The following is a 25,172-nucleotide window of genomic DNA, read 5'->3' as shown; positions in this document are numbered from 1 at the left end:
AATATATTTTTAAGGCAACATTTCTACGAGGTCAAGAAGGCCATCCGCGCAGCACCTGATCCACCACTTCCTGCAGCTGTTTTCGGGTGGCGCCGGCCGCCGCCTGCACCGCCATGCCATTGGAAACCGTCATCACATAGCGCGCCATCTGGCCCGAGCAACTGTCGGCAGGCAAGTCGCCGTCGGCCTTGGCCTGCTCCAGCCGCGCGCGCAATTTGGCCTCGCTGGCGGCGCGGCGCTCGATCAGCGAGTCGCGTATCGGCAACGCATCGTCGCTGCAAGCCAGCGCGCCGTTGATCACCAGGCAGCCATGCGGATTCTCGGTTTCGGTCTGGGCGTCGGCATTGCCGCGCAAGAAATGCTCGACCACGGCGCGCGCCGTCGGCTGCGCCAGCGCCGCGTTGAACAGCGGATCGTGGGTCGCGCCGTAACGCTCCAGCGCCATGCGGAACAGGTTTTCCTTGTTGCCGAATACCGCGTACAAGCTGGGCCGGTTCATCCCCATCGCCTCGGTCAGTTCCGGCAGGGAGCTGCCTTCGTAGCCCTTCTCCCAAAACACTTTCATGGCCTTGTCCAGGGCCGTTTCCGCGTCAAAAGTGCGCGGGCGGCCCGACTTGCGTGCTGATGCGGAATTATCTTTCATACCGTTCGGTTAAAAATTCATTGACAAAGTTCCCTGCGAAGATCATTATGAACCGATCAGTAAAAAACTCAAGTATTTTTACAGTCGATAGGAAAAATCTCAAATGAAAAACAACACCAGCGCCCAAGCCGCCCTCCGCGACGACGCGCCCCTCCCCATCTCAAGCTCCCCCACCCGCGCCGCCTGGCTGGCCGTGTTGTCGGTCGCCGTCGGCTCGTTCGCGCTGGTGACGACGGAATTCCTGCCGGTCGGCCTGCTGCCGTCCATCGCCTCCGAGCTGGGCGTGACCGAAGGCGTCGCCGGCATGATGGTGACGGTGCCCGGCCTGGTGGCCGCCTTCGCCGCCATCCTGGTGACGATAGGCGTCGGCAAGACCGACCGCCGCTACGTGATCTGGGGCCTGACCGCCACGCTGATCGCCTCCAACCTGATCGTCGCGCTGTCGCATTCCTATCCGCTGGTGCTGCTCGGACGCGCACTGCTCGGCATAGGCGTAGGCGGCTTCTGGGCCATTGGCGGCGCGCTGGGCAACCGGCTGGTGCCGGAGGCGTCGGCCGCGCGCGCCACCTCCATCATCTTCGCCGGCATCTCGCTGGGCACTGTGGCCGGCGTTCCGGCCGGTGCGATGATCGGTGAACTGGTGGGCTGGCGCATGGCCTTCTTCGCCGCGACTGCGGTCTCGCTGCTGGTGCTGGCCGCGCAAATGTGGCTGCTGCCTCGCCTGCCGACCACGACATCCCTGACCTTCGGCCAACTGCCTGCGCTGCTGCGCGTGCAGAAGGCGCGGCTGGGCATGCTGGCCACGCTGCTGATCTTCATCGGCCAGTTCGCCGCCTACACGTATGTGACGCCGTTCCTGAGCCAGGTCGCGGGCTTGAGCGCCAAGAGCATCAGCGTGCTGCTGCTGATTTACGGCGCGGCTGGTTTCGTCGGTAATCTGATCGGCGGCTGGGCAGTGGCGAAGAGCGTGAAAAATTCGCTGATCGCCACCGGCGTCGTCATGGGCTTGTCGGCCGCGGCGATGCCGCTGTTCGGCGCCAGCGCAGCCGGTGCGACGGTGTTGATCGTGATCTGGGGCCTGGCCTTCGGCATGATGCCGATCTCGGTGCAGACCTGGATGTTCAAGGCCGCGCCGGATGCGATGGAAAGTGGCGGCGCGGTATTCGTCTCCACCGCGCAGATCTCGCTGGCCAGCGGCGCCTTGGTAGGCGGCATATCAGTCGATCATCTGGGTGTATCGAGTGCGATGGTGGTCGGCGGCTTGTTCGCGCTGGCGATGGCAGCCGTCATCGCTGCATGGGCCAAGGACGACGGCAAGCCTTTGGGCAAGCTGCACGCCGTGCACTGATCAAATTCGTCCGCGTTTGAAGGCAGCCAGGAAGGTCTCGGTCTCACTGGCTGACAGCACCTTGATTTCATCGCCGTGCCAGGCATACAGGTACTGCATGCCGCCCATGCGGTCGGTCAGCTTGGCGTCCAGCAGGAAGCAGGTGCCCAACGGGTAAAGCTCGACGTCGCTCATGCGGCGCGAGCACTGCACATGCAGCGCGGGCGAGAACGCCTGCCCCGGCACGGGATGGATCTCCACCTTGCCCTCGGGCGCCACCGAGTGCACCGCCACCTGCCGATAAGCGTAGATATCACGCGCCATTGTTCATCCCCTGCCGTCAAAAGCGCCATGGTAGCAGATCGCTTACGGCGCCGCTCTAGCCCACCAGCGTGGCGACGAAGTCCAGGAAGGCCAGCGTCTTCGCGGGCGGGTGGTAGCGCGACGGGTAGTAGGCGTACAGCGGGAAGCGCTCGTCCGGCCATGCCGTCAGCACCGGTACGACGGCGCCGGAACGCAGCAGCGGCTCGACCGCCAGGTCGATCACCTGCGCCAGGCCGTAGCCGGCCAGCAGTACGCTTTCCATGGTGCCGGCGTCGTTCAGCGTCAGCTGGCTGCGCGGGTTGACGATGGTGGTCTTGCCGCCGCGATGAAACTCCCATTCGTAAGGCTTACCCGTCGCCGGATTGCGGAAGTGGATGCAGGTGTGTTCCGGGCCTTCGAGGTCGGAGGGCTTCTTCGGCACGCCGTGGCGGCGCAGGTAGGCCGGCGTGGCGACCGTCAGTACGCGGGTGTCCAGCAGTTTGCGGGCGATCAGCGACGACGATTGCGGATGACCGAAGCGTATCGCCAGGTCGAAGCCGTCGCCAACCATGTCGCCCAGCTGGTCGCGCGCCACCACATCCAGGTCCAGCTCCGGATATCGTTTCAGGAAGCCGCCCAGCTTGGGGCCCAGCAGCAGCCGCGCCAGCAGCGGCTCGACGTTGACGCGCAGGCGTCCGCGCACTGCAACCGCCCCCTCGCCCGCCGAGGCAACCGCCTCTTCCAGCCCGGCCAGCAATGGTCCTATCTGTGCGTAGAAACGGCGCCCCTCGTCCGTCAGGGAGACCTTGCGCGTAGTGCGGTCGAACAGCCTGATATTGAGCCGAGCCTCCAGCTTGGCGATGGCGCGGCTGACGCCGGACTGCGACATCTCCAGCGCCTCGCCCGCGCGCACGAAGCTGCCGGCATCGACAATCGCCGCCAGCACGCGCATGCCGTTCACTACCCGTTCGTCGAAAGCCATATATGCCAATTGGTCATGAATGATATGAGTCGCATGCTATCGGAGTATCGGTGATTTTGCATCAGAATTCTTGCATGCGGACTTACCGCTTCACTCAAGGAGAACACGATGGATGCAATGAAAAAATGGGTACTGGCATGAGCGGCCGTCTGCTTGGGCAGCGCGTGATCGTACTCGGCGCCTCGTCGGGCATCGGGCTGGCGGTGGCGCGCGAGGCGCTGCGTGAAGGCGCAGAAGTGCTGGTGGTGTCGAGCCAGATCTCGCGGATCGAGAAGGCGCTGGAGCACCTTGGCGGCAAGGCGCAAGGCTGCGCGCTGGACCTGCTGGACGAACGGGCCATCGAACGCTTCTTCGCCACCGCCGGTGCGTTCGATCATCTGGTCTACACGGCGGGCGATGCGCTGCAAATCGGCGCGCTGTCCGGGACCGATTTGACCGCTGCGCGTTCGGCATTTGACGTGCGCTATTGGGGTGCGCTGGCGGCGGCCAAGCATGGTGCGCGGCATATCAGGTCGGGCGGTTCGATCACGTTCACGACCGGCATCGCAGCGATGCGGCCGCAGTCGGGATGGGTGCTGGGGGCCAGCGTGTGCGGCGCCATGGAGGCCTTGACGCGGGCACTGGCGGTGGAGCTGGCGCCGCTGCGGGTCAACGCCGTGTCGCCGGGCGTGACCGCGACGAACCTGTGGGCGGACATGCCTCAGGTACAGCGCCAGCAGATGTTCGACGATGTCGGCGATGCGCTGCTGGTTGGCCGTGTAGGTTCGGCGGAAGACATCGCCGCCGCCTACCTGTTCCTGATGAGCAGCGGCTTCGCCACCGGCCAGACCCACATCGTCGACGGCGGAGCACTATTGATCTAGACCGAAGACGGTTGAGAATGGCAGGCGCAGGATATCAAAACGATGTCCTGCGCCTGTTTTTTTCAGTGCCGCTTGAAGGATGTCCTCAAGCCACTACACTGAAATGACAACGTACACGTGGAACGAATCCAAGCGTCTAAGCAACCTGCGCAAGCACGGCCTGGATTTCGCCGATGCGCCGCAGGTGATAGAGAGTGCGGATAGCACTGTTGAGGACGCTCGTTTCCGTTACAGCGAACGCCGCTATAACGCGTATGGCTATTTCCAAGTCTATCCTGTTGTTATCACTTACACGGAGGAAAATGATGAAGTACGAATCATCTCATTTAGAAAAGCAACGAGACGAGAAGCAAACAGAATATTTTGACGAGCCAGCGCCAGATAGCTGGCTAAATGTCATGCCAAACTATGACGACGAAATCGTAATCGATGAAGATGGGCCGGAATACGATCCCAGATATTTCACCACGCCGGTACATAAATTCAAGGGTAGGATCATTCCGCCACGAAAATCCCCCACAGATCCATTCGACCCGGAATGGCTGGCCTACATGAAGTCAATCACGCCGCTGGTGCAGATGGAACCCGATATTCTGGGCGGCATGCCTGTATTCAAGAACACGCTGGTACCCATCAAGCGGATGTTCGACTATTTATTGGCGGACAAACCAATGGATGACTTTTTAGCAGACTACCCATCGGTCTCCCGCGACATGGCCGTCGGCGTAAGGGATAACGCGACAACCTTGTTTTACGAAGCGATCAGCAAAGCAATCGACTCTGCGGCAATGCCCTCTTCCCTGCCCAAGTAACCCAGCTTCTCATTGGTCTTGGCCTTGATGTTGACCTGGCCGACAGCCACGCCCAGATCCTCCGCGATATTCGCGCACATGCTGGCGATGTGCGGCGCCATCTTCGGACGTTGCGCGATGATGGTCGCGTCGATGTTGCCGATGCTGTAGCCGGTGGCCACCACGCGCCGCGCCGCCTCCTTCAACAAGGTACGCGAATCGGCGCCCTTGAACTGCGGATCGGTATCCGGAAAATGCTTGCCGATGTCGCCCAGCGCAGCCGCGCCGAGTATCGAATCGGTGATCGCGTGCAGCAGCACGTCGGCATCCGAATGCCCCAGCAGGCCCACATGATGCGGGATGTCGACGCCGCCGATAATCAGCTTGCGGCCTTCCGCCAGTGCGTGGCAATCATAGCCCTGGCCGATGCGGAATGGGAGTTTGCTCATGTTTTCTATCCTCTGTTATTCGCCGGCGGCCAGGTACATTTCCGCGATGCGGATGTCGGCTGGCAGCGTGACTTTCAAATTTCGTGGATGGCCTTCGATCAGGCGTGGCGACAGGCCAAGCATCTCGACCGCGCTGGCGTCGTCCGTGATGGCGTTGGCATCCGGCGCGCTGCCCAGGGCGCGCAGCAGCAGCTCGTAGCTAAACATCTGCGGCGTCTGCGCCAGCCACAGGCCGTTGCGCGACACCGTCGTCGCGGCCACAGGCACTACACCCGTCGCGCGCTTAACCGTGTCCACCACCGGCAGCGCCAGCAGGCCACCCGCAGCATCGTCGCCCACGCCGTCTATCAGCTTGGCGATCAGCGCCGGCGTGAGGCCGGGACGCGCAGCGTCGTGCACCATGATCATGTCGCCGCCGGCCACCACGCCCTGCAGCTCGCGCAAGGCGTTGAGCACCGTGTCCATGCGCGTGGCGCCGCCGCAGCGCAGCACCGTCACGCCGTCCAGGTCCGCCGGCAGCACGCCGTCGATCTGGCCGTCGGCCGCGCTGACCACCACATAGGTGTGCGCCACCAGATCGCTGGCGCGGAAGGCGTCGACTGCGTGGCGCAGCATCGGCTTGCCGCCGACCGTCAGGTATTGTTTGGGTCCGTCCGCCGCCATGCGCGCGCCGACGCCGGCGGCGGGCAGCAGTGCAAAGTAGCGTGGTGTCGTTTTGGATGCAGTCATATTCTTCAATTGTTTTTATGGCGGCGCAGCAGGATCGCAGCGATCTCGCCATCGCACACCTTGCCCATGCGGGCGTATTCTTCCGGCGTATCGATCTCCGTCTGCTTCGGCCGGCCCTTCTCGAATTCATCGCGGATGAACGGGAACCAGGTGCCGTTGATCTCATGCTCCAGCGCCGACATCGCGGTGCCGGACGGCGCGTACAGCGGCTTGGCTTCGAAGCGTTTGTTCAGCGCTTCGCGCACCACCTTCTCCACGCGCGCCAGGTTTTCCATATACGCCTGCAAATGCCGCTGCTCGTGTTCGAGGATCGCGTTGTAGCCGCAGGTGCCTGGCGCGAACTCGTTGCCGACATAGATCAGCACCGGCGAGTAAGTGAGCTTCACATCCACGCGCGGCGCGATGCACTCGTAGCCGCTGGCGGTATCCTGCAAAACCGGCCCGCCAAGATCGACCGAGTACTGGCCCTTGGTGACGGTCAGCCCCAGCGTCACCATCCGGTTGTCCATATTGCCGGACTTCGCGGTCAGCGCACGATACGGCAGCTGGTTGTTAATGGTGTAGCCGTTCTGTTTTGCCGACAGCACGGAGACTGTCTTGGCGATACTGTCTTCGCAGCGAATCTGGAACGGCGTGCGCGCCGCAGCGGCCGTAGCCGGAGTGGCAGCATGCACCGCGCCGCCAACGGCCGACAGGCCGAAAACGATGGCGGCACACAGCGGCTTCATAGCTTCCAGTCGCCCGCGCGCAGCTTGTCCAGCCAGAAGATGCCGATGACTGTTTTCACGTCGGTGATCTTCCCTTCGCGTACCCATTGCAGCAGTTCGTCGATGGTGGCGGTGAAGGTTTCGAGGAACTCGCCGTCGTCCAGCTTCTGCGGGCCGGCCTTGAGGCCGCGCGCCAGATACAGGTCCAGATGCTCGTCCGAGTAGGCGATGGCGTTGTGAATCTTACTGACGAACTGCCACTCGCTGGCGGTGTAGCCGGTTTCTTCTTCCAGCTCGCGCTTGGCGCTGGCCAGCGGGTCTTCGTTGTGATCGATTTTCCCGGCCGGGAATTCGATGAACACCTGGTGCAGCGGATAGCGGTACTGGCGTTCCATCAGCACCGTGCCGTCGTCCAGCAGCGGCAGGATCACCACGGCGCCGGGATGCAGCACGTATTCGCGCGCGGTGTGTTTGCCGTCGGGGAGTTCGATAGTGTCGCGTTGGACTTTGAGGAAGTGGCCGTTGTAGACCAATTCACCGTCGATACGGGTTTCTGTCAGATGCTTGTCCATGCCTGCTCCACGTCGTTGAAGAACGATAGTGTATCAGCCGTGACGCTTGCGCAGGTAGCGGACAATGAATCCCGGGAAGCCCAGGACGATGAAGATGCAGGCGGAGATGGCGTAGAACTCCCAGGTCTGCTGGAAGCGATTGCCGATCTGCGCTTCGAGGGCGAAGCCGATCAGGCCAACGACAAAGTACAGCACCGTCATTTCCGCCAGCCGCACGAACAGCGGCTTGCGGGGCCAGCGAGTGGCCACCAGTGCGAATACTTTGTCATTGAAGAACGGCAGGTTGGCGGCCACCAGTGCAGCGGCGATCACCAACCAGCTTGCGACGGAAACATCCATCAGGTGTTCAGCGTCAGGGTCATGGCTTTCAGGCAGGCCGCCAGCAGCGGGCCTGGCAGAACGCCCAGGGCTACGATGGCCAGGCCGTTCAGGCTCAGTGCGAAGCTCATGTCGCCCTTCACCACGATCGGCGCATTGTCGACCGGCTCATCGAACCACATCACTTTGACGACGCGCAGGTAGTAGAACGCGCCGATCAGCGAGAACATCACAGCCAGCACGGTCAGCCAGATCTGACCGGTGCCCAGCACGGCGGTCAGCACCGAGAACTTGGCGGCAAAGCCCATCATCGGCGGCACGCCGGCCAGCGAGAACAGCAGGATGGACATGACCACGGCGAACCAGCCGTTACGCTTGCTCAGGCCCTTGAAGTCGTTCAGGGTCTCGGCTTCGAAGCCGGCGCGCGACAACAGCATCAGCATGCCGAAGCTGCCGATGGTGGTCAGCACGTAGGTGATGGTGTAGTACATCGCGGCGCTGTAGGCCGAAGCGGCGCCGGTGCGGTCGGTGGCGCCAGCGACGCCTGCCAGCAGGCCAAGCAGCACGAAGCCCATTTGCGCGATGGTGGAGTAAGCCAGCATACGCTTCAAGTTGGTCTGCGCGATCGCGGTGATGTTACCGATGGCCAGCGACATAACCGCCAGCACCATCAGCATCTGCTGCCAATCGACTGCCATCGGCAGCAGGCCTTCCACCAGCAGGCGGATGCAGATGGCGAAGGTGGCGATCTTCGGAGCGCCGCCCAGCAGCAGGGTCACTGCGGTAGGCGAACCTTCGTAGACGTCAGGCACCCACATGTGGAACGGTACTGCACCCAGCTTGAACGCCAGGCCGGCGACCAGGAACACCAGGCCGAACACCAGGATGGTCGGCTTGATGGTGCCGGCGGCGACAGCGGTTGCCACTTTGGCGATGTCCAGCGTGCCGGTCGCGCCGTACAGCATCGAGATACCGTACAACAGGAAACCGGATGCCAGCGCGCCCAGGATGAAGTACTTCATCGCGGCTTCGGTGGCTTTGTGGTTGTCGCGGCGGATGGCCACCAGCGCGTACAGCGACAGCGACATCAGTTCCACGCCCAGGTACACGGACAGGAAGCTGGAGCCCGAGATCATGACCATCTGGCCCAGCATGGCGAACAGCGCCAGCACATAGAACTCGCCGCCCAGATTACCGCTCAACATGCCGCGGTCGTCCGCGTATTGGCGCGAGTAGACCAGCGTCAGGCCGACAGCCAGGTAGGTGAACAGCTTGAGCAGGTTCGACATCGGGTCGGACACGAACATGCCATTGAAGGTGTAGACCGTGGTGCCGGCCGCGAAGTCGTGGTAGCTCAATGCGGCGCAGACCAGCAACGTGATCAGCGACAGCACGTAAGTCACCGAGCGCTTACCCTGCGACAGGAACATATCGATCAACAGGATCGCGCAGGCGCCGATCAGCAGAGCTACCTCTGCGTACAGCGGCACCAGGTCGATAACTGCTTGTGGAATTGGAGTAGTCATTTATGTGTTTCCGTTTTCAGTAAGGCAGCTTGCTGTGTGCAACGTGAGCCAGCAGGTCTGCAACCGAGGTTTGCATCGTGTCGGTGAACGGCGCTGGGTACAGACCCATGGCCAGGACGCAGACAGCCAGAATGCCCAGCATCAGGAATTCGCGGCCGTTGACATCGACCAGTTCAGCCACATGGTGGTTGGCGACCTTGCCGAAGATGACGCGCTTGGCCATCCACAGCGAGTACGCTGCGCCGAAGATCAGCGCGGTCGCGGCCAGCAGGCCAATCCAGAAGTTGAACTGGGTGGCGCCCAGGATCACCATGAACTCGCCGACGAAGCCGGAAGTCGCAGGCAGACCGCAGTTGGCCATCGAGAAGAAGATGAACAGCGCGGCGAACTTCGGCATCTTGTTGACCACACCACCGTAGTCGGCGATCTGGCGCGAGTGCGCCTGGTCGTACAGTACGCCGATGCACAGGAACATCGCGCCGGAGATGAAGCCGTGCGAGATCATTTGTACGATGGCGCCCTGCACTGCCATGGCGTTGAAGACGAAGAAGCCCAGGGTCACGAAGCCCATGTGCGCGATCGACGAGTAGGCGACCAGCTTTTTCATGTCCTTCTGTACCAGCGCGACCAGGCCGATGTAGATCACGGCGATCAGCGACAGGGTGATGACGAACGGCGCCATGTAGTGCGATGCGTCAGGAACGATAGGCAGCGAAAAACGAAGGAAACCATAAGCGCCCAGCTTCAGCATGATCGCGGCCAGCACGGCGGAGCCGCCGGTCGGCGCTTCCACGTGGACGTCCGGCAGCCAGGTGTGGACCGGGAACATCGGTACTTTGACGGCGAAGGCCATGAAGAAGGCGATGAAGATGAAGATCTGTTCTTTCATCGTCAGGGCGATCTTGTGCCACATCAGGATGTCGAAGCTGCCGCCCGATACCTTGTACAGGTAGATGATGGCGACCAGCGTCAGCAGCGAGCCGAAGAAGGTGTACAGGAAGAACTTGAACGATGCGTACACGCGGTTCTCGCCGCCCCACACGCCGATGATGATGTACATCGGGATCAGGGTCGCTTCGAAGAAGAAGTAGAACAGCAGGCCGTCCATCGCGCAGAACACGCCGATCATCAGGCCGGACAGGATCAGGAAGGCGCCCATGTATTGAGCGACGCGCTTCTGGATCACCTGCCAGGCCGAGATCACGACGATCACGGTGATGAAGGCGGTCAGCGGTACGAACCACAGCGACAGGCCGTCGATGCCCAGCGAGTAGTAGATGTTGAAGCGCTCGATCCACGGCGACTTCTCGACGAACTGCATGCCGTGGGCGGTGTTGCTGAAATTGGTGATCAGCGGGATGGTCGCGGCGAAGCTGACGATCGCGCCGATCAGCGATCCAACGCGGACCAGCGCCGCATTGGTATCACGGCCTACAGCCAGCACGATCAGGCCGAAGATAATCGGGAGCCAGATCGCGAGGCTCAGGTAAGGAGGTAGTGTAGATATGGTTGACTGCATCATGGTTATCGTTATCTCTTTGCGTATCAGCTAATTAAGCGTGCCAAAACGGCAGGAAGTAGACCAGGAACCCCAGAATGCCGAGGATCATGACGAACGCGTAGTGGTAGATATAACCAGTCTGCGCCAAACGGGTCAGCGTCGAGAACCAGCCCACCACTTTGGCGCTGCCGTTGACCAGCAGGCCGTCGATCAGGGTCTTGTCGCCGATGTTCCACAGGCCATTGCCCAGGACGCGCGCGCCGCCGGCGAATACGACCTCGTTGAACTTGTCCATGTAGTACTTGTTGTCCAGCAGCGTGTGCAGGAACTTGAACTTGGCGTAGAACCAGGCCGGTACGCGTGGGTTGATCATGTAGCAGTAGTACGCGGTAGCGACACCGGAGATGGCCAGCCACAGCGGCAGCGACGTCAGCGAGTGCATCGCCATCGCCATCGGGCCGTGGTATTCCTCTTTCAGCAGTTCCATCGCATGGTGGTTTTCGCCGAAGGTGATCACACCTTTGAAGAAGTCGCCGAACAGCATAGGACCGATGGTCAGGTAGCCGATGATGACCGAAGGGATGGCCAGCATCGCCAGCGGGAACCAGACCACGAATGGCGATTCATGCGGTTTCTGGCCTGGTGCCAGACCGTGGTGCGCGTGGTCGTCTTCCTCGTCGTGGCCATGGTCGTCGTGACCGTGACCGTCGTCATGTGCCTTGGCCGGAGCATGGTGATGATCGTCATGCGCATGGGCCTTGCCGAAACGCTCTTCGCCGTGGAATACCAGGAAGTACATACGGAACGAGTAGAACGCGGTCACGAACACGCCAGCCAGCACGGCGAAGTTAGCGAAGCCTGCGCCCCAGATATGGGTCTCGGCGACGGCTTCGATGATCGAATCCTTCGAGTAGAAGCCCGAGAAGAACGGCGTGCCAATCAGCGCCAGGGAACCCAGCAAGGAAGTGATCCAGGTGATAGGCATGTACTTGCGCAGGCCGCCCATGTTGCGGATGTCCTGGTCGTGGTGCATGCCGATGATGACCGAACCGGCGCCAAGGAACAGCAGCGCTTTGAAGAATGCGTGGGTCATCAGGTGGAACACAGCCACCGAGTAAGCGGACGAACCCAGGGCCACGGTCATGTAGCCCAGCTGCGACAGCGTCGAGTAAGCGACCACGCGCTTGATGTCGTTCTGGATGATGCCCAGGAAGCCCATGAACAGCGCGGTGATCGAACCGATGACCAGGATGAACGACAGAGCGGTGTCCGACAGTTCGAACAGCGGCGACATACGCGTCACCATGAAGATACCTGCCGTAACCATGGTCGCGGCGTGGATCAGTGCGGAGATCGGGGTTGGGCCTTCCATCGAGTCAGGCAGCCAGACGTGCAGCGGGAACTGTGCCGATTTGCCCATCGCGCCGATGAACAGGCAGATGCAGGCAACGGTCAACAGCGCCCAGTCGGTGCCCGGCAGGGTCATCGTCATCAGCTGTTCTTTCTTGGCGAAGACTTCCTGATAGTCCATCGAACCGGCGTAGGCCAGCAGCAGGCCGATACCCAGGATGAAGCCGAAGTCGCCGACGCGGTTGACCAGGAAAGCCTTCATGTTGGCCACGATCGCCGTTGGGCGGGTGTACCAGAAGCCGATCAGCAGGTAGGAAACCAGGCCCACCGCTTCCCAGCCGAAGAACAGCTGCAGGAAGTTGTTCGCCATGACCAGCATCAGCATCGAGAACGTGAACAGCGAGATGTACGAGAAGAAGCGGTTGTAGCCTTCGTCTTCCGCCATGTAGCCGATGGTGTACACGTGCACCATCAGCGACACGAAGGTGACGACGCACATCATCATCGCCGACAGGGCGTCGATCTGGAAGCCGATTTCCAGCTTCAGGCCGGCCACGGTCATCCAGTTGTAGACGGTGCCGTTGTAGTGGGCGCCGTTGACGACATCGTTCAGCGTCATCGCCGACAGGATGAAGGCAACCAGCACGCCCAGGATGGTCGCGGTGTGCGAGGTCTTGCGACCTACGACGTTGCCGAAGAATTTAGTTCCTAACAAGCCCGCAATCGCGGCGCCGGCCAGCGGCGCCAAGGGTACGGCTAGCAGGAGATTAGGGTTAAGAGTAACCGCCATGATGAACCTTAATCGTTATTTTTCGAGGTTTGAACTTTAGCCACGGGATCAACCCTTCAGGCTATCCAGGTCTTCAACGTTGATGGTGTCCAGGTTACGGAACATCACCACCAGGATCGCGAGGCCGATTGCCGATTCAGCAGCCGCCACGGTCAGGATGAAGAACACAAAGATCTGCCCGGCCGCATCGCCCAGGTAGTGCGAGAACGCGATGAAGTTCATGTTCACTGCCAGCAGCATCAGTTCGATGGCCATCAGCAGAACGATGATGTTCTTGCGGTTCAGGAAAATACCGACGATCGAGATCGCGAACAGTATCGCGCCAAGAACGAGGTAGTGAGCGAGCGATAAAGTCATGGTGCCTCCTTAACTTCTGCCGAACCAGCAGCATCTTGGCCGCGCGTGGTGACCGGAGCGATCTTGACGATCTTCAGGCGGTCATTGCGCTTGACGCGTACGGCGTCGGCTGGGTCGAAATGTTTGGTGTCCTTGCGCTTGCGCAGGGTCAGCGCCACGGCGGCGATAATCGCAACCAGCAGGATGATGCCGGCGACTTCAAAGCCGTAGACGTATTTGGTGTAGATCAGCAGGCCCAGTTCCTTGGTGCCGCCGATGTTGCCGGCGTTGACAGGCTGCTGGTCGAACGACAGGAAGGAGCGCCACAGCACGGCCGCCATTTCCAGCACGATGATGACGCCGACGAAGGACGCCAGCGGCAGGTAGCCCCAGAAGCCTTCGCGCATCTTGTCCGTATCGATGTCGAGCATCATGACCACGAACAGGAACAGCACCATGACGGCGCCGACGTAGACCAGTACCAGCACGATGGCGAGGAACTCAGCCTCGAGCAGCATCCAGATGCCGGCAGCGGAGAAGAACGCCAGCACCAGGAACAGTGCCGCATGCACCGGATTGCGGGCCGTGATAACGCGCGTCGCAGCCAATATCATGATGGCTGAGAAGGCGTAGAACAAAGCAGTTTTAAATTCCATAACTAACCCAAGAGACGTACAGTTTATTGATCAACACACCGCTGCGGCGGAACCCGACCGGAGCCGGGCCCGCCTTCCGTCAGCGGTAAGGAGCGTCCGCTGCGCGGGCTTCGGCGATCTCGTTTTCGTAGCGATCGCCAACGGCCAGCAGCATCTCTTTCGTGTAGTACAGATCGCCGCGTTTCTCGCCGTGGTATTCCAGCACGTGCGTTTCAACGATCGAATCGACCGGGCACGACTCTTCGCAGAAACCGCAGAAGATGCACTTGGTCAGATCGATGTCGTAACGCGTGGTGCGGCGCGAACCATCGTCGCGCTGCTCGGATTCGATGGTGATCGCCATCGCCGGGCACACTGCTTCGCACAGTTTGCAGGCGATGCAGCGTTCTTCACCATTCGGATAGCGGCGCAGCGCGTGCAGGCCGCGGAAGCGCGGCGACATCGGCGTCTTCTCTTCCGGGTACTGCACGGTGATCTTGCGCGAGAACATATACTTGCCCGTCAGCGCCATCCCTTTGATCAATTCGGTCAGCATGAAGCTGCCGATAAAGTCTTTTAAACGTTCCATTTTTTCCAGTCCTTACTTCCAGATATTCCAGGATGTCTGCATCCAGCCGGCCACGAACACCAGGTACACCAGCGTCAGAGGGATAAACACTTTCCAGCCCAGACGCATGATCTGGTCATAACGGTAGCGTGGGAAAGTACCGCGCACCCAGATGAAGACGGACACCAGGAAGAACGCCTTGGCGAACAACCAGAAGAAGCCGCCGAAACCGCCCCAGAATTCGAGGAAGGCAAACGGTGCGGACCAGCCGCCCAGGAACATGATCGAACCCAGGGTCGCGATCAGAATCATGTTGGCGTATTCGGCCAGCATGAACATGGCGTAGGCCATGCCCGAGTACTCGACCATGTGGCCGGCAACGATCTCGGACTCGCCCTCGACCACGTCGAACGGGTGACGGTTGCACTCCGCCAGGCCCGAGGTCAGGTAGACCACGAACAGCGGCAGCAGCGGCAGCCAGTTCCACGACAGGATGTTCAGGCCGTGGTCGGCGAACATGCCCTTCTGCTGGCCGGCGACGATGTCGCCGAAGTTCAGCGAACCGGACACCATCAGCACGACCACCAGTACGAAGCCCATCGGGATTTCGTAGGAGATCATCTGCGCCGAGGCGCGCATTGCACCCATGAACGAGTACTTCGAGTTCGAAGCCCAGCCGGCGATGATGATGCCGTAGACTTCCATCGAAGTGATTGCCATCAGCAGCAGCAGGCCGGCGTTGACGTTGGCCAGCACGGCTTCGGCGCCGAACGGTACGACCGCCCAGGCGGCCAGCGCCGGCATGATGGTCATGATAGGACCGATCACGAACAGGCCAGGGTTGGCCTTGGCCGGGGTGATGATCTCTTTGAACAGCAGCTTGAGCGCATCGGCGATAGGCTGCAGCAGGCCCATAGGACCAACGCGGTTAGGACCGACGCGGATCTGGATCCAGCCGATGAACTTACGTTCCCACAGCGTCAGGTAGGCAACCAGGCCCATCAGCGGCAGCAGCACGACGATCACACGGATCAGCGCCCAGATCAGCGGCCAGGCCGGCGCCAGGACGCTGTTGGCGCCCATGGCATTAATAGTAGTGACGAATTCAGGCAGAGCCATTATTTACCCTCCCCTGCTTTTTCAACGGTGATGGAGCCGAACATGCCGCCCAGTGCAGCGGTCGACGCGTGAGCGGCGGCGACGCGGACTGCGTTGGCTGGCAGTTTGGCATCAACAGCGGCGACCAGGATCGCGCTGCCGGAACCTTGCGTGACCTTGACCTTGTCGCCGGCGGCGACACCCAGTTGCTGCGCCAGAGCGGACGACAGGTGCGCTTTAGGCGCAGCCGCATCGGCCATCTTCTGCAACGACTCGGCGCGACGCACTACGGCGTCGGCGAAGTAGATAGGCACGTCTGCGATACGTTCCGTACCCGTCGAAACCGCAGCGGCGGCGACGACAGCTTGCTTGGTGGTGTTGTTCAGCTTGGCCGACAGGTCGGTCACGCCGGCGCCCAGCACTTCATCGCGGATCGCTTCGGAAGTGTCGTAGTCGAAACCGGACAGGCCGAGGATGTTACCCAGCACGCGCAGGACTTTCCACGCAGGGCGGGTTTCCAGCAGCGGCTTGACGGTGCCGTTGAAGCTTTGAGCGCGGCCTTCGCAGTTGACGAAGGTGCCCGAGGTTTCGCTGAATGGCGACACCGGCAGCAGTACGTCGGCGTAGTCCATGCCGTGCTTGTAGGCCGACATGACGACGACCATCTCCGCGTGTTTCAGTGCGGCGGCGGCGGCTTGCGGGTTGTGTGCGTCCAGTTCTGGTTCGGCGTTCAGCAGCAGGTAAGCCTGCTTCTGTTCGGAGAACGCAGGAGCCTTGGCGCCGTTGGCGTTGACCAGGTAAGCGCCGACGGTGTTGGCGGCTTCGGTCAGGTAGCCCAGCTTGGCGCCGGTTTGTTCGGCGATCCATTGTGCGGCGGCGTGCAGCGCGGCGGCTTGCGGGTGCTGCGTTGCCGCGTTACCCAGGAAGACAGCCTTGTTCTCGCCGGAAATCAGCGAGGCTGCGATCGCGTTGGCGACGTCGGAAGCTTGTACGCCTTCGAAGCCGGCAGGAGCTGCCACTTCTTTAGCTTTAGCCACGGCCACGACAACTTGCGACAGCGCCGACAGCCACTCCGACGGAGCAACGATCATCTTGTTCGCGATGTTCATCAGCTGGTCGTCGTCGCTTGCGTGCAGGATGGACAGCTTGGCGCCGCCCTTCACTGCCGTGCGCAGACGGGTAGCCAGCAGCGGGTGATCCTTGCGCAGGAACGAGCCGATGACGAAGGCGCGGTTCAGCTGGCCGAACTCGGTGATCGACATGCCCAGCCAAGGGGTCACATCGCTCAGCGAGAAGTCGCTGTGACGCAGACGCGTGTCCACGCTGTCCGAGCCCATGGCGCGGGTCAGCTTTTGCAGCAGGTGCAGTTCTTCCAGCGTCGAGTGCGGCGTGGCCAGTGCGGCCAGCGCGTTGGCGCCGTGTTCGTGCTTGATGTTCTTCAGGCCGTGCGCCACGTATTCCAGCGCGGTTTGCCAGTCGACTTCTTTCCACTCGCCGCCCTGCTTCAGCATAGGCTGAGTCAGACGGTCGGCGGCTTCCAGGCCTTCGTACGAGAAGCGGTCCTTGTCGGAAATCCAGCACTCGTTGACGGCGTCGTTTTCCAGCGGCAGTACGCGCTTGACCTTGCCGGCTTTAACCTGAACGATCAGGTTGGCGCCCAGGCCGTCGTGCGGCGATACCGATTTGCGGCGAGACAGTTCCCACGAACGGGCGCTGTAGCGGAACGGCTTCGACGTCAGTGCGCCTACCGGGCACAGGTCAATCATGTTGCCGGACATCTCAGAGTTGACGGTCTGGCCGACGAACGCGGTGATTTCCGAGTGTTCGCCGCGGCCGATCATGCCCAGTTCCATCACGCCGGCCACTTCCTGGCCAAAGCGTACGCAACGGGTGCACTGGATGCAGCGCGCCATCTCCTGCATGGAGACCAGCGGGCCGGCATCTTTCGGCACGACGACGCGCTTGTCTTCTTCGTAGCGCGATTCGCCCTTGCCGTAGCCGACTGCCAAGTCTTGCAACTGGCACTCGCCGCCCTGATCGCAGATCGGGCAGTCCAGCGGGTGGTTAATCAACAGGAATTCCATGACGGACTTCTGTGCCTGTACGGCCTTGTCCGAAGCGGAGCGCACAATCATGCCTGCCGAGACCGGCGTTGCGCATGCTGGCAAAGGCTTAGGCGCCTTTTCCACTTCGACGAGGCACATACGGCAGTTCGCAGCGATCGACAATTTCTTGTGATAGCAGAAGTGCGGAATGTAGGTTCCCAATTTGTTGGCGGCGTCCATCACCATGCTACCAGCAGGGACTTCGACTTTTTTGCCGTCTATTTCGATTTCAACCATGGTGATCGTTACCTGACGCAGCTTAGATGTAAGCGGGCACTAAGCAATGCTTGTGCTCGACGTGATATTCAAATTCTTCGCGGAATTGCTTGATGAACGCGCGCATCGGCATCGCCGCGGCATCGCCCAGCGCGCAAATGGTGCGGCCCTGGATGTTGTCGCAGATCGAGTTCAGCACGTCCAGATCCGAAGGACGTCCCTGGCCGTTTTCGATGCGGTGAATCATGCGGTACATCCAACCCGTACCTTCACGGCATGGGGTGCACTGGCCGCACGACTCTTCAAAGTAGAAGTACGCCAGACGCTCCATCGCCTTGACCATGCAACGCGTTTCATCCATGACGATGACGGCGCCCGAACCGAGCATCGAGCCAGCTTTGGCGATCGAGTCGTAGTCCAGGTCGGTGTTCATCATCAGTTCGCCGCGGATCACCGGAGCGGACGAGCCGCCAGGGATCACAGCCTTGATCTTTTTGCCGCCGCGCATGCCGCCTGCCAGTTCCAGCAGTTTGGCGAACGGGGTACCCAGCGGTACCTCGTAGTTGCCCGGCAGTTCAACGTCGCCCGAGATCGAGAAGATCTTCGAACCGCCGTTGTTCGGACGTCCCATGCCCAGGTACTTTTCAGGACCCATGTTCAGGATGAACGGAACAGCCGCGAACGTCTCGGTGTTGTTGATGGTGGTCGGCTTGCCGTACAGGCCGAACGACGCAGGGAAAGGCGGCTTGAAGCGCGGTTGGCCTTTTTTGCCTTCCAGCGACTCCAGCAGCGCGGTTTCCTCGCCGCAGATGTAAGCGCCATAGCCATGGTGCGCGTGCAGCTGGAAGCTGAACTCGCTGCCCATGATCTTGTCGCCCAGGAAGCCGGCGGCGCGCGCCTCTTCCAGTGCATCTTCAAACTGGGTGTAGACCTCGAAGATCTCGCCGTGGATGTAGTTGTAGCCCACGGTGATGCCCATGGCGTAAGCGCCAATGGCCATGCCCTCGATCAGCGCGTGCGGGTTGTAGCGCATGATGTCGCGGTCCTTGAAAGTGCCCGGCTCGCCCTCATCTGAGTTGCATACCAGGTACTTCTGGCCCGGGAACTGGCGTGGCATGAAGCTCCACTTCAGGCCGGTAGGGAAACCCGCGCCGCCACGGCCGCGCAACGACGACGCTTTCAGGTCGGCGATGATTTGTTCCGGGGTGATCTTCTCTTCGATGATCTTGCGCAGGGCGCTGTAGCCGCCGCGCTTGACGTAATCTTCCAGGTGCCAGTTCTTGCCGTCCAGGCCGGCGAGAATGACTGGGTCGATGTGACGATTGTGGAGTGACGTCATTTCTTCAGTTCCTCCACGAGGGTGTCGATCTTGTCGTTGGACATGAAGCTGCACATGCGCTGGTCGTTCACCAGCATCACTGGCGCGTCGCCGCAGGCGCCCATGCACTCGCCTTCCACCAGCGTGAAAGCGCCGTCGGCCGTGGTGTCACGGAAGTCGATGCCCAGCTTTTCTTTCAGGTGGTTGGCCGCGCGCACGCCGCCCGACAGGGCGCATGGCAGGTTGGTGCACACGGAAATCTTGTGCTTGCCGACCGGCTTCAGGTTGTACATATTGTAGAAGGTCGCGACTTCCTGCACGGCGATGGCCGGCATGCGGATGTAGTCGGCCAACTCAGCCATCACTTCCGACGAGATCCAGCCCAGTTCAACCTGGGCGTGGGCCAGCGAGGCCATCACGGCCGACTGGCGTTGGTCGGCCGGATACTTGGCCAACTCGCGGTCGATTTTTTTGTAGCACTGCTCTGATAACAACATACTTTTTCCTTAGCGGTCGATACTGCCGAACACGATATCTTGCGTACCGATGATGGTCACGGCGTCGGCAATCATGTGGCCGCGCGCCATTTCATCCAGCGACTGCAAGTGCGCGTAATCGGGAGCGCGCAGCTTCATGCGGTATGGCTTGTTGGCGCCGTCGGACAGCAGATAGATGCCGAACTCGCCCTTCGGATGCTCCACCGCGCTGTACGCTTCGCCCGGCGGCACGTGGAAGCCTTCGGTGAACAGCTTGAAGTGGTGAATCAGCGATTCCATATTGGTCTTCATGTCGACGCGGCCCGGAGGCGCTACCTTGCGGTTGTCGGTCATGACCGGACCCGGATTGTTGCGCAGCCATTCCACGCATTGCTTGATGATCTTGTTCGACTGGCGCAGTTCTTCCACGCGCACCAGGTAGCGGTCGTAGCAGTCGCCGTTGGTGCCGATAGGCACGTCGAAGTCCATCAGGTCGTACACTTCGTACGGCTGGTGCTTGCGCAAGTCCCACTGGATGCCCGAACCGCGCAGCATGGCGCCGGTGAAGCCCATGGCCAGCGCATCTTCCGGCGCCACCACGCCGATGCCGACGGTACGCTGTTTCCAGATACGGTTGTCGGTCAGCAGGGTTTCGTATTCGTCGACGTAGGTCGGGAAACGGCCGGTGAACGCTTCGATGAAGTCCAGCAGCGAACCCTGGCGGTGCTCGTTCAGGCCGGCGACGGCCTTGGCCGAGCGGATGATCGACGGCTTGTGCTGCGGCATCGCGTCCGGCAGGTCGCGGTACACGCCGCCCGGACGGTAGTAGGCCGCGTGCATGCGCGCGCCCGACACCGCTTCGTAGCAGTCGAACAGGTCTTCGCGGTCGCGGAAGCAGTACAGGAACGGGCCCATGGCGCCGACGTCCAGCGCGTGCGCGCCCAGCCACATCAGGTGGTTCAGGATGCGGGTGATCTCGTCGAACATCACGCGGATGTATTGCGCGCGCAGCGGCACTTCCAGGCCCAGCAGCTTCTCGATGGCCATCACGTAGGCGTGCTCGTTGCACATCATCGAGACGTAGTCGAGGCGGTCCATGTAAGGCACGGACTGCAGGTAGGTCTTCTGTTCAGCCAGCTTCTCGGTGCCGCGGTGCAGCAGGCCGATGTGCGGGTCGGCACGCTGGATCACTTCGCCGTCCAGCTCCAGCACCAGGCGCAGCACGCCGTGCGCGGCCGGGTGTTGCGGACCGAAGTTCAGGGTGTAGTTCTTAATTTCAGCCATGTTTTACTTCCCGTAGTTTTCTTCGCGGATCACGCGAGGCACGTTTTCACGCGGCTCGATGGTGACCGGCTGGTAGATCACGCGCTTCTGCTCGGGGTCGTAGCGCATTTCGACATAGCCCGATACCGGGAAGTCCTTGCGGAACGGATGGCCGATGAAACCGTAGTCGGTCAGGATGCGGCGCAGGTCGTTGTGGCCTTCGAACAGGATGCCGAACATGTCGAACGCTTCGCGCTCGTACCAGTTGACGGCACGCCACAGCGGCACCAGCGACGGCAGCAGCGGCATTTCGTCGTCGGCGCAGAACGCGCGCACGCGCACGCGCCAGTTGTGCTTCACCGACAGCAAATGGACGACCACTGCGAATCGCAGGCCGTCCCAGGCGCCATCGCCGTAGTTCAGGTAGTCGACGCCGGCCAGGTCGATCAGCTGATCGAAGCCCAGCGACTTGTCGTCGCGCAGCGTTTGCATCACGCCGTAGTAGTCGGCGGCTTTCACGACCAGCGTGATTTCGCCCAACGCCACGGTCGTAGTAACGCGATCGCCCAGGGCAGTGCCGAGGGCGGTTTGCAGTTGTTCCAGATGTGTAGTCATATTCTTGAAGCAGCCCCGTTAGCGTGCGATCGTATTGGTGCGCTTGATCTTGTTTTGCAGCTGCATGATGCCGTACAGCAGAGCCTCGGCCGTCGGCGGACAGCCCGGCACGTAGACATCCACCGGGACGATGCGGTCGCAACCGCGCACCACGGAGTAGGAGTAGTGATAGTAGCCGCCGCCGTTGGCGCAGGAGCCCATCGAGATGACCCAGCGCGGTTCCGGCATCTGGTCGTAGACCTTGCGCAGCGCGGGAGCCATCTTGTTGCACAGCGTGCCGGCCACGATCATCACGTCGGATTGACGCGGCGATGGGCGGAACACAACGCCGAAGCGGTCCATATCGTAACGGGCTGCGCCCACGTGCATCATTTCAACCGCACAGCATGCCAGACCGAACGTCATCGGGAACATCGAACCCGTGCGCGCCCAGTTGATCAGCTTGTCGGCCGAGGTGGTGATGAAACCTTCGTTTAATACGCCTTCAATAGCCATGGCTTATTCCCAATCAAGGGCACCTTTCTTCCAGATATACCAAAAACCGACGACGAATTCGGCGATGAACACCATCATCGTGACGAAGCCGCCCCAGCCCAGTTCGCGCATGGATACGCCCCACGGGAAGAAGAATGCCGTTTCCAGATCGAACAAAATAAAGAGGATCGCGACCAGGTAGTACCGGACGTCGAATTTCATGCGCGCGTCTTCGAAAGCTTCGAAGCCGCATTCATATGGGGAGAGCTTGGCGGAGTCAGGCTTGTTCGGCCCGAGTAAGTGGCCAAGGACTTGGGGAGCGATGCCTACGCCGAGACCGACGAGGATGAACAACAGGACGGGGAGATAATTTTCGAGGTTCACGATTGATGAGCTTATATTGAACGGTCGGTTAAAAGGACACACTGCGATGTTCTGCGGTGCTCTTAACGTTCGACCCAATCGTAAAACCGCTTAGACCAGGATCGAACGACACATCCTCGTAAAAAAGCCAGCTCAGGTACACTTCGGTGCTCCCTTGCTGGCCTTATATTTCTGGTGCCGACGACGAGACTCGAACTCGTACAGCTTGCGCCACTACCCCCTCAAGATAGCGTGTCTACCAATTTCACCACGTCGGCGTAAGGCCGCTATTCTACTGTGTTTTCACGCGGTTGTTAATCCGTATTGCGCCAAAACAAGAAGAAAAACGATAAATCTTTGCTTCTTTTTACTCTGAATTGTTTTTCTAGCTTGCAACGCTAATGTACTGCCAAAACAATGAGCAAACAACTTAAAAAGTTGCTAAGGGACTTCAACTTATTTTACAACTTGCTTCGCTACTTAGTTCAGTATTGTATTACTTTGGGATCGAAGCTGCAGGACCCGTTGCTGCCGGAGCGGCTGGAGCGGCTGCCGGAGCGGCCGGTGCTGCTGCGGGCGCGGTCGGAATCGCTGCTGCGCCGGTCGCTGGAACCGGGGCTGGCGCCGCTGGCACGGCCTTGTCCATCACGCCGCCGCTGACTACGCCGCTGCTGTGCTGGGTCGAGATGTACGACAGGGCCAGCGTGGCGCTGAAGAAGATCGCGGCAGCAACGCCGGTCGACTTGGACATGAAGTTCGACGAGCCGGTGGCGCCGAACAGGCTGCCCGAGGCGCCCGAACCGAAGGCCGCGCCCATGTCGGCGCCCTTGCCATGTTGCAGCAATACCAGGCCGATAATGGCGATTGCGGAGACCACCTGCACTACGATAACCAGATTGAACAAGGAGTTCATGTTATTCCATTCAAAAATAAAAGATTTGTATCGTTTTGTTTCTACAACTTACACGGCCTGGATAATCCCGAGGAAATCCGCCGCTTTTAATGCGGCACCACCTATCAGGCCGCCGTCGATATCAGGCTGGGCCATCAATTCTTTCGCATTGTCCGGCTTCATGCTGCCGCCGTACAAAATCTGCATGCCGGCCGCGACCGGCGCATTCTTCTGCGCCACGCGCGCGCGCAGCAAGGCGTGCGCCTCCTGGGCGATCTGCGGCGTGGCGGTCTTGCCGGTGCCGATGGCCCAGACAGGCTCGTAAGCAACAACAATCTTGGCCAGGTCGTCGGCGGCAACCACATCCAGCACTGCTTGCAGCTGGCCGCAGATGACCGCTTCGGTCTCCCCTGCTTCGCGCTGCTCCAGCGTTTCGCCCACACACACCACCGGCGTCAAGCCGGCAGCCAGCGCCGCGACGGCTTTCTGCGCCACCAGCTCGCTGCTTTCCTTGTGATAGGCGCGGCGCTCGGAGTGACCGCACAGCACATAGCGGGCACCGAAATCGACCAGCATCGCGGCCGAGACTTCGCCGGTGTAGGCGCCGGCTGCGTGAACCGACAGATCCTGCGCGCCCCAGGCGACCGGGCTGTCTTGCAGTTCAGCCTGGCACTGGGCCAGGTAAGGAGCCGGTACGCAGACTGCGCAATCGGCGCCAAAGTCGTTCAAGCCGGCGATAATGCCCGACAATAAAGCAGTGTTGCCGGCCCGATTGCCGTTCATTTTCCAGTTGCCGATGACGAGTTTGCGACGCATAGTAGCCTAAAATTCAATAACCCGCTATTTTAACGCGAGGCTGGAAGCCCGGTCAAACCAGCGGCTGGGCGCGTCGCCCCGGAAATCGCAAAAATACTACGGTCGAGCCCAGCTCCCTGCGCCATTCTTGACCCGGAATTGACCTAGATGACTTGCAACATGATCTTGCCGACATGATTGCTGCTCTCCATCAGCGCGTGCGCGGCGGCGGCCTGCTCCAGCGGGAACACTTCGTAGATCACCGGCTTGAGCTTGCGCGCCGCCATCAGCGGCCAGACCTTGTCCAGCAGCTGCTTGGCGATCGCGCCCTTGAAGGCGGCCGAACGCGGGCGCAGGGTCGAACCGGTGATGGTCAGCCGGCGGCGCAGCACCTGGCCCAGGTCCACCGTGGCCTTGCCGCCGCCCAGCGTGGCGATCAGCGCGATGCGGCCGTCGTCGGCCAGGCAGGATATCTCACGCGGCAGGTAGTCGCCGCCCACCATGTCGAGGATGACGTCGGCGCCGCGGTCATTGGTCAGCGACTTGACGACGGTGGCGAAATCCTCGGTCTTGTAATTGATGCCGCGCTCGGCGCCCAGCTGCATGCAGGCGGCGACCTTGTCGTCGCTGCCTGCGGTGGCGAACACGCGGTGGCCCAGCGCGCTGGCCAGCTGGATCGCCGTCACGCCGATGCCCGAGCTGCCGCCCTGCACCAGCAGCGTCTCGCCCTCGCTCAGATGGGCGCGGTCGAACACATTGCTCCACACGGTGTAGTAGTTTTCGGGGATGGTGGCGGCTTCCAGCATGCTCCAGCCCTTGGGGATGGGCAGCACCTGCTCCAGCGGCGCGACCACGTACTCGGCGTAGCCGCCGCCCTGCACCAGCGCGCAAACCTTGTCGCCGATATCGAAGGTGGTGTAATCGAGATCGCCGTCGACGATCTCGCCGGCCACCTCCAGGCCAGGCAGGTCGGAAGCGCCTGCTGGCGGCGCGTAGTTGCCCATGCGCTGGAACACGTCGGGGCGGTTGACGCCGGCCGCATGGACCTTGATCAGTACTTCGCCGCCTCGGACGACCGGCATCGGCCGTTCGCACAGTTTCAGGACATCGGCCGGGCCGGGATGGGTGATTTCAATCGCGCGCATGGCTCGCCCTCTCGTGAAGAAA

The 25,172-nt window shown here is 61.2% G+C and carries 29 protein-coding genes and 1 tRNA gene; 4 read left to right on the top strand and 26 right to left on the bottom strand.

Features of this window, described 5'->3' with window-relative positions; translation table 11 throughout:
* Positions 1 to 31: 31 nt before the first annotated feature.
* Positions 32 to 643, bottom strand: a complete 612-nt coding sequence (locus GEV01_RS08040) for a TetR/AcrR family transcriptional regulator (RefSeq protein ID WP_152803242.1) — start codon at positions 641 to 643, stop codon at positions 32 to 34.
* A gap of 103 nt (positions 644 to 746) precedes the next feature.
* Here GEV01_RS08040 and GEV01_RS08035 point away from each other — a divergent pair, with 103 nt between their 5' ends.
* Positions 747 to 1,991 (top strand): MFS transporter, encoded by a 1,245-nt coding sequence (locus GEV01_RS08035; RefSeq protein WP_152803241.1) that lies wholly within the window; start codon positions 747 to 749, stop codon positions 1,989 to 1,991.
* Here the strand turns inward: GEV01_RS08035 and GEV01_RS08030 are convergent, their stop codons facing one another.
* Both GEV01_RS08030 and GEV01_RS08025 read right to left on the bottom strand, forming a co-directional pair.
* Positions 1,992 to 2,294 (bottom strand): hypothetical protein, encoded by a 303-nt coding sequence (locus GEV01_RS08030; RefSeq protein WP_008450309.1) that lies wholly within the window; start codon positions 2,292 to 2,294, stop codon positions 1,992 to 1,994.
* A gap of 55 nt (positions 2,295 to 2,349) precedes the next feature.
* Positions 2,350 to 3,255, bottom strand: a complete 906-nt coding sequence (locus GEV01_RS08025) for a LysR family transcriptional regulator (RefSeq protein WP_152803240.1) — start codon at positions 3,253 to 3,255, stop codon at positions 2,350 to 2,352.
* Positions 3,256 to 3,392: 137 nt separating this feature from the next.
* Between GEV01_RS08025 and GEV01_RS08020 the strand changes: the two genes are divergently transcribed.
* The 3 genes from GEV01_RS08020 (at position 3,393) to GEV01_RS30920 (ending at position 4,930) form a co-directional block, all read left to right on the top strand.
* The gene (locus GEV01_RS08020) at positions 3,393 to 4,118 is read left to right on the top strand and encodes an SDR family oxidoreductase (protein ID WP_152803239.1); all 726 of its coding nucleotides are present in this window, start codon (positions 3,393 to 3,395) and stop codon (positions 4,116 to 4,118) included.
* Positions 4,119 to 4,197: 79 nt separating this feature from the next.
* Positions 4,198 to 4,485: a BrnT family toxin gene (locus GEV01_RS31510; protein ID WP_408014824.1), complete on the top strand. Its 288-nt coding sequence runs from the start codon at positions 4,198 to 4,200 to the stop codon at positions 4,483 to 4,485.
* Positions 4,421 to 4,930, top strand: coding sequence for a DUF433 domain-containing protein (locus GEV01_RS30920; RefSeq protein ID WP_217428373.1), 510 nt, complete (start codon positions 4,421 to 4,423; stop codon positions 4,928 to 4,930). The genes GEV01_RS31510 and GEV01_RS30920 overlap by 65 nt, the downstream gene beginning before the upstream one ends.
* Here GEV01_RS30920 and ispF read toward each other — a convergent pair.
* The 23 genes from ispF to GEV01_RS07895 form a co-directional block, all read right to left on the bottom strand.
* Positions 4,870 to 5,358 carry a 2-C-methyl-D-erythritol 2,4-cyclodiphosphate synthase gene (ispF, locus tag GEV01_RS08005; RefSeq protein WP_152803235.1) on the bottom strand — a complete coding sequence of 163 codons (489 nt, stop codon included), beginning with the start codon at positions 5,356 to 5,358 and terminating at the stop codon, positions 4,870 to 4,872. The genes GEV01_RS30920 and ispF overlap by 61 nt on opposite strands.
* A 15-nt stretch (positions 5,359 to 5,373) precedes the next feature.
* A complete protein-coding gene (ispD, locus tag GEV01_RS08000) occupies positions 5,374 to 6,087 on the bottom strand; it encodes a 2-C-methyl-D-erythritol 4-phosphate cytidylyltransferase (protein ID WP_152803233.1) in 714 nt (237 codons plus the stop codon).
* A gap of 5 nt (positions 6,088 to 6,092) precedes the next feature.
* Positions 6,093 to 6,815 (bottom strand): hypothetical protein, encoded by a 723-nt coding sequence (locus tag GEV01_RS07995; RefSeq protein ID WP_152803232.1) that lies wholly within the window; start codon positions 6,813 to 6,815, stop codon positions 6,093 to 6,095.
* Complete coding sequence (locus tag GEV01_RS07990; protein WP_152803229.1) at positions 6,812 to 7,366, bottom strand: NUDIX domain-containing protein; 555 nt, start codon at positions 7,364 to 7,366, stop codon at positions 6,812 to 6,814. Before GEV01_RS07990 ends, GEV01_RS07995 begins: the two co-directional genes overlap by 4 nt.
* Positions 7,367 to 7,399: 33 nt before the next feature.
* The gene (locus tag GEV01_RS07985) at positions 7,400 to 7,705 is read right to left on the bottom strand and encodes a DUF2818 family protein (protein WP_008450326.1); all 306 of its coding nucleotides are present in this window, start codon (positions 7,703 to 7,705) and stop codon (positions 7,400 to 7,402) included.
* Positions 7,705 to 9,210, bottom strand: a complete 1,506-nt coding sequence (gene nuoN / locus GEV01_RS07980; RefSeq protein WP_152803227.1) for an NADH-quinone oxidoreductase subunit NuoN — start codon at positions 9,208 to 9,210, stop codon at positions 7,705 to 7,707. Before nuoN ends, GEV01_RS07985 begins: the two co-directional genes overlap by 1 nt.
* 16 nt (positions 9,211 to 9,226) lie before the next feature.
* Positions 9,227 to 10,732, bottom strand: a complete 1,506-nt coding sequence (locus GEV01_RS07975) for an NADH-quinone oxidoreductase subunit M (RefSeq protein WP_008450331.1) — start codon at positions 10,730 to 10,732, stop codon at positions 9,227 to 9,229.
* Positions 10,733 to 10,763: 31 nt separating this feature from the next.
* On the bottom strand, positions 10,764 to 12,851 hold the full coding sequence (gene nuoL, locus GEV01_RS07970) for an NADH-quinone oxidoreductase subunit L (protein WP_152803225.1): 2,088 nt from the start codon (positions 12,849 to 12,851) through the stop codon (positions 10,764 to 10,766).
* A gap of 48 nt (positions 12,852 to 12,899) precedes the next feature.
* The gene (nuoK, locus tag GEV01_RS07965) at positions 12,900 to 13,208 is read right to left on the bottom strand and encodes an NADH-quinone oxidoreductase subunit NuoK (protein ID WP_008450334.1); all 309 of its coding nucleotides are present in this window, start codon (positions 13,206 to 13,208) and stop codon (positions 12,900 to 12,902) included.
* Positions 13,205 to 13,843: an NADH-quinone oxidoreductase subunit J gene (locus tag GEV01_RS07960; protein WP_152803223.1), complete on the bottom strand. Its 639-nt coding sequence runs from the start codon at positions 13,841 to 13,843 to the stop codon at positions 13,205 to 13,207. The genes nuoK and GEV01_RS07960 overlap by 4 nt, the downstream gene beginning before the upstream one ends.
* 79 nt (positions 13,844 to 13,922) lie before the next feature.
* Entirely contained in the window at positions 13,923 to 14,411 is a 489-nt protein-coding gene (gene nuoI, locus GEV01_RS07955; protein ID WP_008450339.1) for an NADH-quinone oxidoreductase subunit NuoI, read from the bottom strand.
* Between the two features lie 12 nt (positions 14,412 to 14,423).
* Positions 14,424 to 15,509, bottom strand: a complete 1,086-nt coding sequence (gene nuoH, locus GEV01_RS07950) for an NADH-quinone oxidoreductase subunit NuoH (protein ID WP_008450341.1) — start codon at positions 15,507 to 15,509, stop codon at positions 14,424 to 14,426.
* Positions 15,509 to 17,830 carry an NADH-quinone oxidoreductase subunit NuoG gene (nuoG, locus tag GEV01_RS07945; protein ID WP_152803221.1) on the bottom strand — a complete coding sequence of 774 codons (2,322 nt, stop codon included), beginning with the start codon at positions 17,828 to 17,830 and terminating at the stop codon, positions 15,509 to 15,511. The genes nuoH and nuoG overlap by 1 nt, the downstream gene beginning before the upstream one ends.
* Positions 17,831 to 17,852: 22 nt before the next feature.
* A complete protein-coding gene (gene nuoF, locus GEV01_RS07940) occupies positions 17,853 to 19,148 on the bottom strand; it encodes an NADH-quinone oxidoreductase subunit NuoF (RefSeq protein WP_152803219.1) in 1,296 nt (431 codons plus the stop codon).
* Positions 19,145 to 19,624 carry an NADH-quinone oxidoreductase subunit NuoE gene (gene nuoE / locus GEV01_RS07935; protein ID WP_152803217.1) on the bottom strand — a complete coding sequence of 160 codons (480 nt, stop codon included), beginning with the start codon at positions 19,622 to 19,624 and terminating at the stop codon, positions 19,145 to 19,147. The genes nuoF and nuoE overlap by 4 nt, the downstream gene beginning before the upstream one ends.
* Positions 19,625 to 19,633: 9 nt before the next feature.
* Complete coding sequence (locus tag GEV01_RS07930; protein WP_152803215.1) at positions 19,634 to 20,887, bottom strand: NADH-quinone oxidoreductase subunit D; 1,254 nt, start codon at positions 20,885 to 20,887, stop codon at positions 19,634 to 19,636.
* A 3-nt stretch (positions 20,888 to 20,890) separates the two neighbouring features.
* Positions 20,891 to 21,481 carry an NADH-quinone oxidoreductase subunit C gene (locus tag GEV01_RS07925; protein WP_070268888.1) on the bottom strand — a complete coding sequence of 197 codons (591 nt, stop codon included), beginning with the start codon at positions 21,479 to 21,481 and terminating at the stop codon, positions 20,891 to 20,893.
* An 18-nt stretch (positions 21,482 to 21,499) separates the two neighbouring features.
* Positions 21,500 to 21,976 (bottom strand): NuoB/complex I 20 kDa subunit family protein, encoded by a 477-nt coding sequence (locus tag GEV01_RS07920; protein WP_008450353.1) that lies wholly within the window; start codon positions 21,974 to 21,976, stop codon positions 21,500 to 21,502.
* A gap of 3 nt (positions 21,977 to 21,979) precedes the next feature.
* Entirely contained in the window at positions 21,980 to 22,339 is a 360-nt protein-coding gene (locus GEV01_RS07915) for an NADH-quinone oxidoreductase subunit A (RefSeq protein WP_008450355.1), read from the bottom strand.
* 172 nt (positions 22,340 to 22,511) lie between these two features.
* Positions 22,512 to 22,596, bottom strand: a tRNA-Leu gene (locus GEV01_RS07910).
* 218 nt (positions 22,597 to 22,814) lie between these two features.
* A complete protein-coding gene (gene secG / locus GEV01_RS07905) occupies positions 22,815 to 23,231 on the bottom strand; it encodes a preprotein translocase subunit SecG (protein ID WP_152803213.1) in 417 nt (138 codons plus the stop codon).
* A 48-nt stretch (positions 23,232 to 23,279) separates the two neighbouring features.
* Positions 23,280 to 24,026, bottom strand: coding sequence for a triose-phosphate isomerase (gene tpiA / locus GEV01_RS07900; RefSeq protein WP_152803211.1), 747 nt, complete (start codon positions 24,024 to 24,026; stop codon positions 23,280 to 23,282).
* 143 nt (positions 24,027 to 24,169) lie between these two features.
* Entirely contained in the window at positions 24,170 to 25,150 is a 981-nt protein-coding gene (locus tag GEV01_RS07895; protein ID WP_152803209.1) for an NAD(P)H-quinone oxidoreductase, read from the bottom strand.
* Positions 25,151 to 25,172 lie beyond the last annotated feature (22 nt).

The sequence above is a fragment of the Rugamonas rivuli genome (assembly GCF_009380165.1).
Taxonomy (GTDB): domain Bacteria; phylum Pseudomonadota; class Gammaproteobacteria; order Burkholderiales; family Burkholderiaceae_D; genus Rugamonas; species Rugamonas rivuli.
The sequence above is the reverse complement of the archived record's forward strand: the minus strand, read 5'-3'. Positions and strand labels throughout refer to the sequence as shown.

Bases quoted from the DNA above. Each gene is read 5' to 3' on its own strand.
- GEV01_RS07930 (WP_152803215.1), bottom strand. From the start codon at position 20,887: ATGGCTGAAATTAAGAACTACACCCTGAACTTCGGTCCGCAACACCCG.
- GEV01_RS07925 (WP_070268888.1), bottom strand. From the start codon at position 21,481: ATGACTACACATCTGGAACAACTGCAAACCGCCCTCGGCACTGCCCTG.
- GEV01_RS31510 (WP_408014824.1), top strand. From the start codon at position 4,198: ATGTCCTCAAGCCACTACACTGAAATGACAACGTACACGTGGAACGAA.
- GEV01_RS08030 (WP_008450309.1), bottom strand. From the start codon at position 2,294: ATGGCGCGTGATATCTACGCTTATCGGCAGGTGGCGGTGCACTCGGTG.
- GEV01_RS07990 (WP_152803229.1), bottom strand. From the start codon at position 7,366: ATGGACAAGCATCTGACAGAAACCCGTATCGACGGTGAATTGGTCTAC.
- tpiA (WP_152803211.1), bottom strand. From the start codon at position 24,026: ATGCGTCGCAAACTCGTCATCGGCAACTGGAAAATGAACGGCAATCGG.
- nuoN (WP_152803227.1), bottom strand. From the start codon at position 9,210: ATGACTACTCCAATTCCACAAGCAGTTATCGACCTGGTGCCGCTGTAC.
- nuoH (WP_008450341.1), bottom strand. From the start codon at position 15,509: ATGGCTCTGCCTGAATTCGTCACTACTATTAATGCCATGGGCGCCAAC.
- GEV01_RS07975 (WP_008450331.1), bottom strand. From the start codon at position 10,732: ATGATGCAGTCAACCATATCTACACTACCTCCTTACCTGAGCCTCGCG.
- nuoE (WP_152803217.1), bottom strand. From the start codon at position 19,624: ATGTTGTTATCAGAGCAGTGCTACAAAAAAATCGACCGCGAGTTGGCC.
- nuoG (WP_152803221.1), bottom strand. From the start codon at position 17,830: ATGGTTGAAATCGAAATAGACGGCAAAAAAGTCGAAGTCCCTGCTGGT.
- nuoK (WP_008450334.1), bottom strand. From the start codon at position 13,208: ATGACTTTATCGCTCGCTCACTACCTCGTTCTTGGCGCGATACTGTTC.
- GEV01_RS30920 (WP_217428373.1), top strand. From the start codon at position 4,421: ATGATGAAGTACGAATCATCTCATTTAGAAAAGCAACGAGACGAGAAG.
- nuoI (WP_008450339.1), bottom strand. From the start codon at position 14,411: ATGGAACGTTTAAAAGACTTTATCGGCAGCTTCATGCTGACCGAATTG.
- GEV01_RS07920 (WP_008450353.1), bottom strand. From the start codon at position 21,976: ATGGCTATTGAAGGCGTATTAAACGAAGGTTTCATCACCACCTCGGCC.
- GEV01_RS08035 (WP_152803241.1), top strand. From the start codon at position 747: ATGAAAAACAACACCAGCGCCCAAGCCGCCCTCCGCGACGACGCGCCC.
- GEV01_RS08025 (WP_152803240.1), bottom strand. From the start codon at position 3,255: ATGGCTTTCGACGAACGGGTAGTGAACGGCATGCGCGTGCTGGCGGCG.
- GEV01_RS08040 (WP_152803242.1), bottom strand. From the start codon at position 643: ATGAAAGATAATTCCGCATCAGCACGCAAGTCGGGCCGCCCGCGCACT.
- GEV01_RS08020 (WP_152803239.1), top strand. From the start codon at position 3,393: ATGAGCGGCCGTCTGCTTGGGCAGCGCGTGATCGTACTCGGCGCCTCG.
- nuoF (WP_152803219.1), bottom strand. From the start codon at position 19,148: ATGACGTCACTCCACAATCGTCACATCGACCCAGTCATTCTCGCCGGC.
- GEV01_RS07895 (WP_152803209.1), bottom strand. From the start codon at position 25,150: ATGCGCGCGATTGAAATCACCCATCCCGGCCCGGCCGATGTCCTGAAA.
- GEV01_RS07960 (WP_152803223.1), bottom strand. From the start codon at position 13,843: ATGGAATTTAAAACTGCTTTGTTCTACGCCTTCTCAGCCATCATGATA.
- GEV01_RS07995 (WP_152803232.1), bottom strand. From the start codon at position 6,815: ATGAAGCCGCTGTGTGCCGCCATCGTTTTCGGCCTGTCGGCCGTTGGC.
- ispF (WP_152803235.1), bottom strand. From the start codon at position 5,358: ATGAGCAAACTCCCATTCCGCATCGGCCAGGGCTATGATTGCCACGCA.
- nuoL (WP_152803225.1), bottom strand. From the start codon at position 12,851: ATGGCGGTTACTCTTAACCCTAATCTCCTGCTAGCCGTACCCTTGGCG.
- GEV01_RS07985 (WP_008450326.1), bottom strand. From the start codon at position 7,705: ATGGATGTTTCCGTCGCAAGCTGGTTGGTGATCGCCGCTGCACTGGTG.
- secG (WP_152803213.1), bottom strand. From the start codon at position 23,231: ATGAACTCCTTGTTCAATCTGGTTATCGTAGTGCAGGTGGTCTCCGCA.
- ispD (WP_152803233.1), bottom strand. From the start codon at position 6,087: ATGACTGCATCCAAAACGACACCACGCTACTTTGCACTGCTGCCCGCC.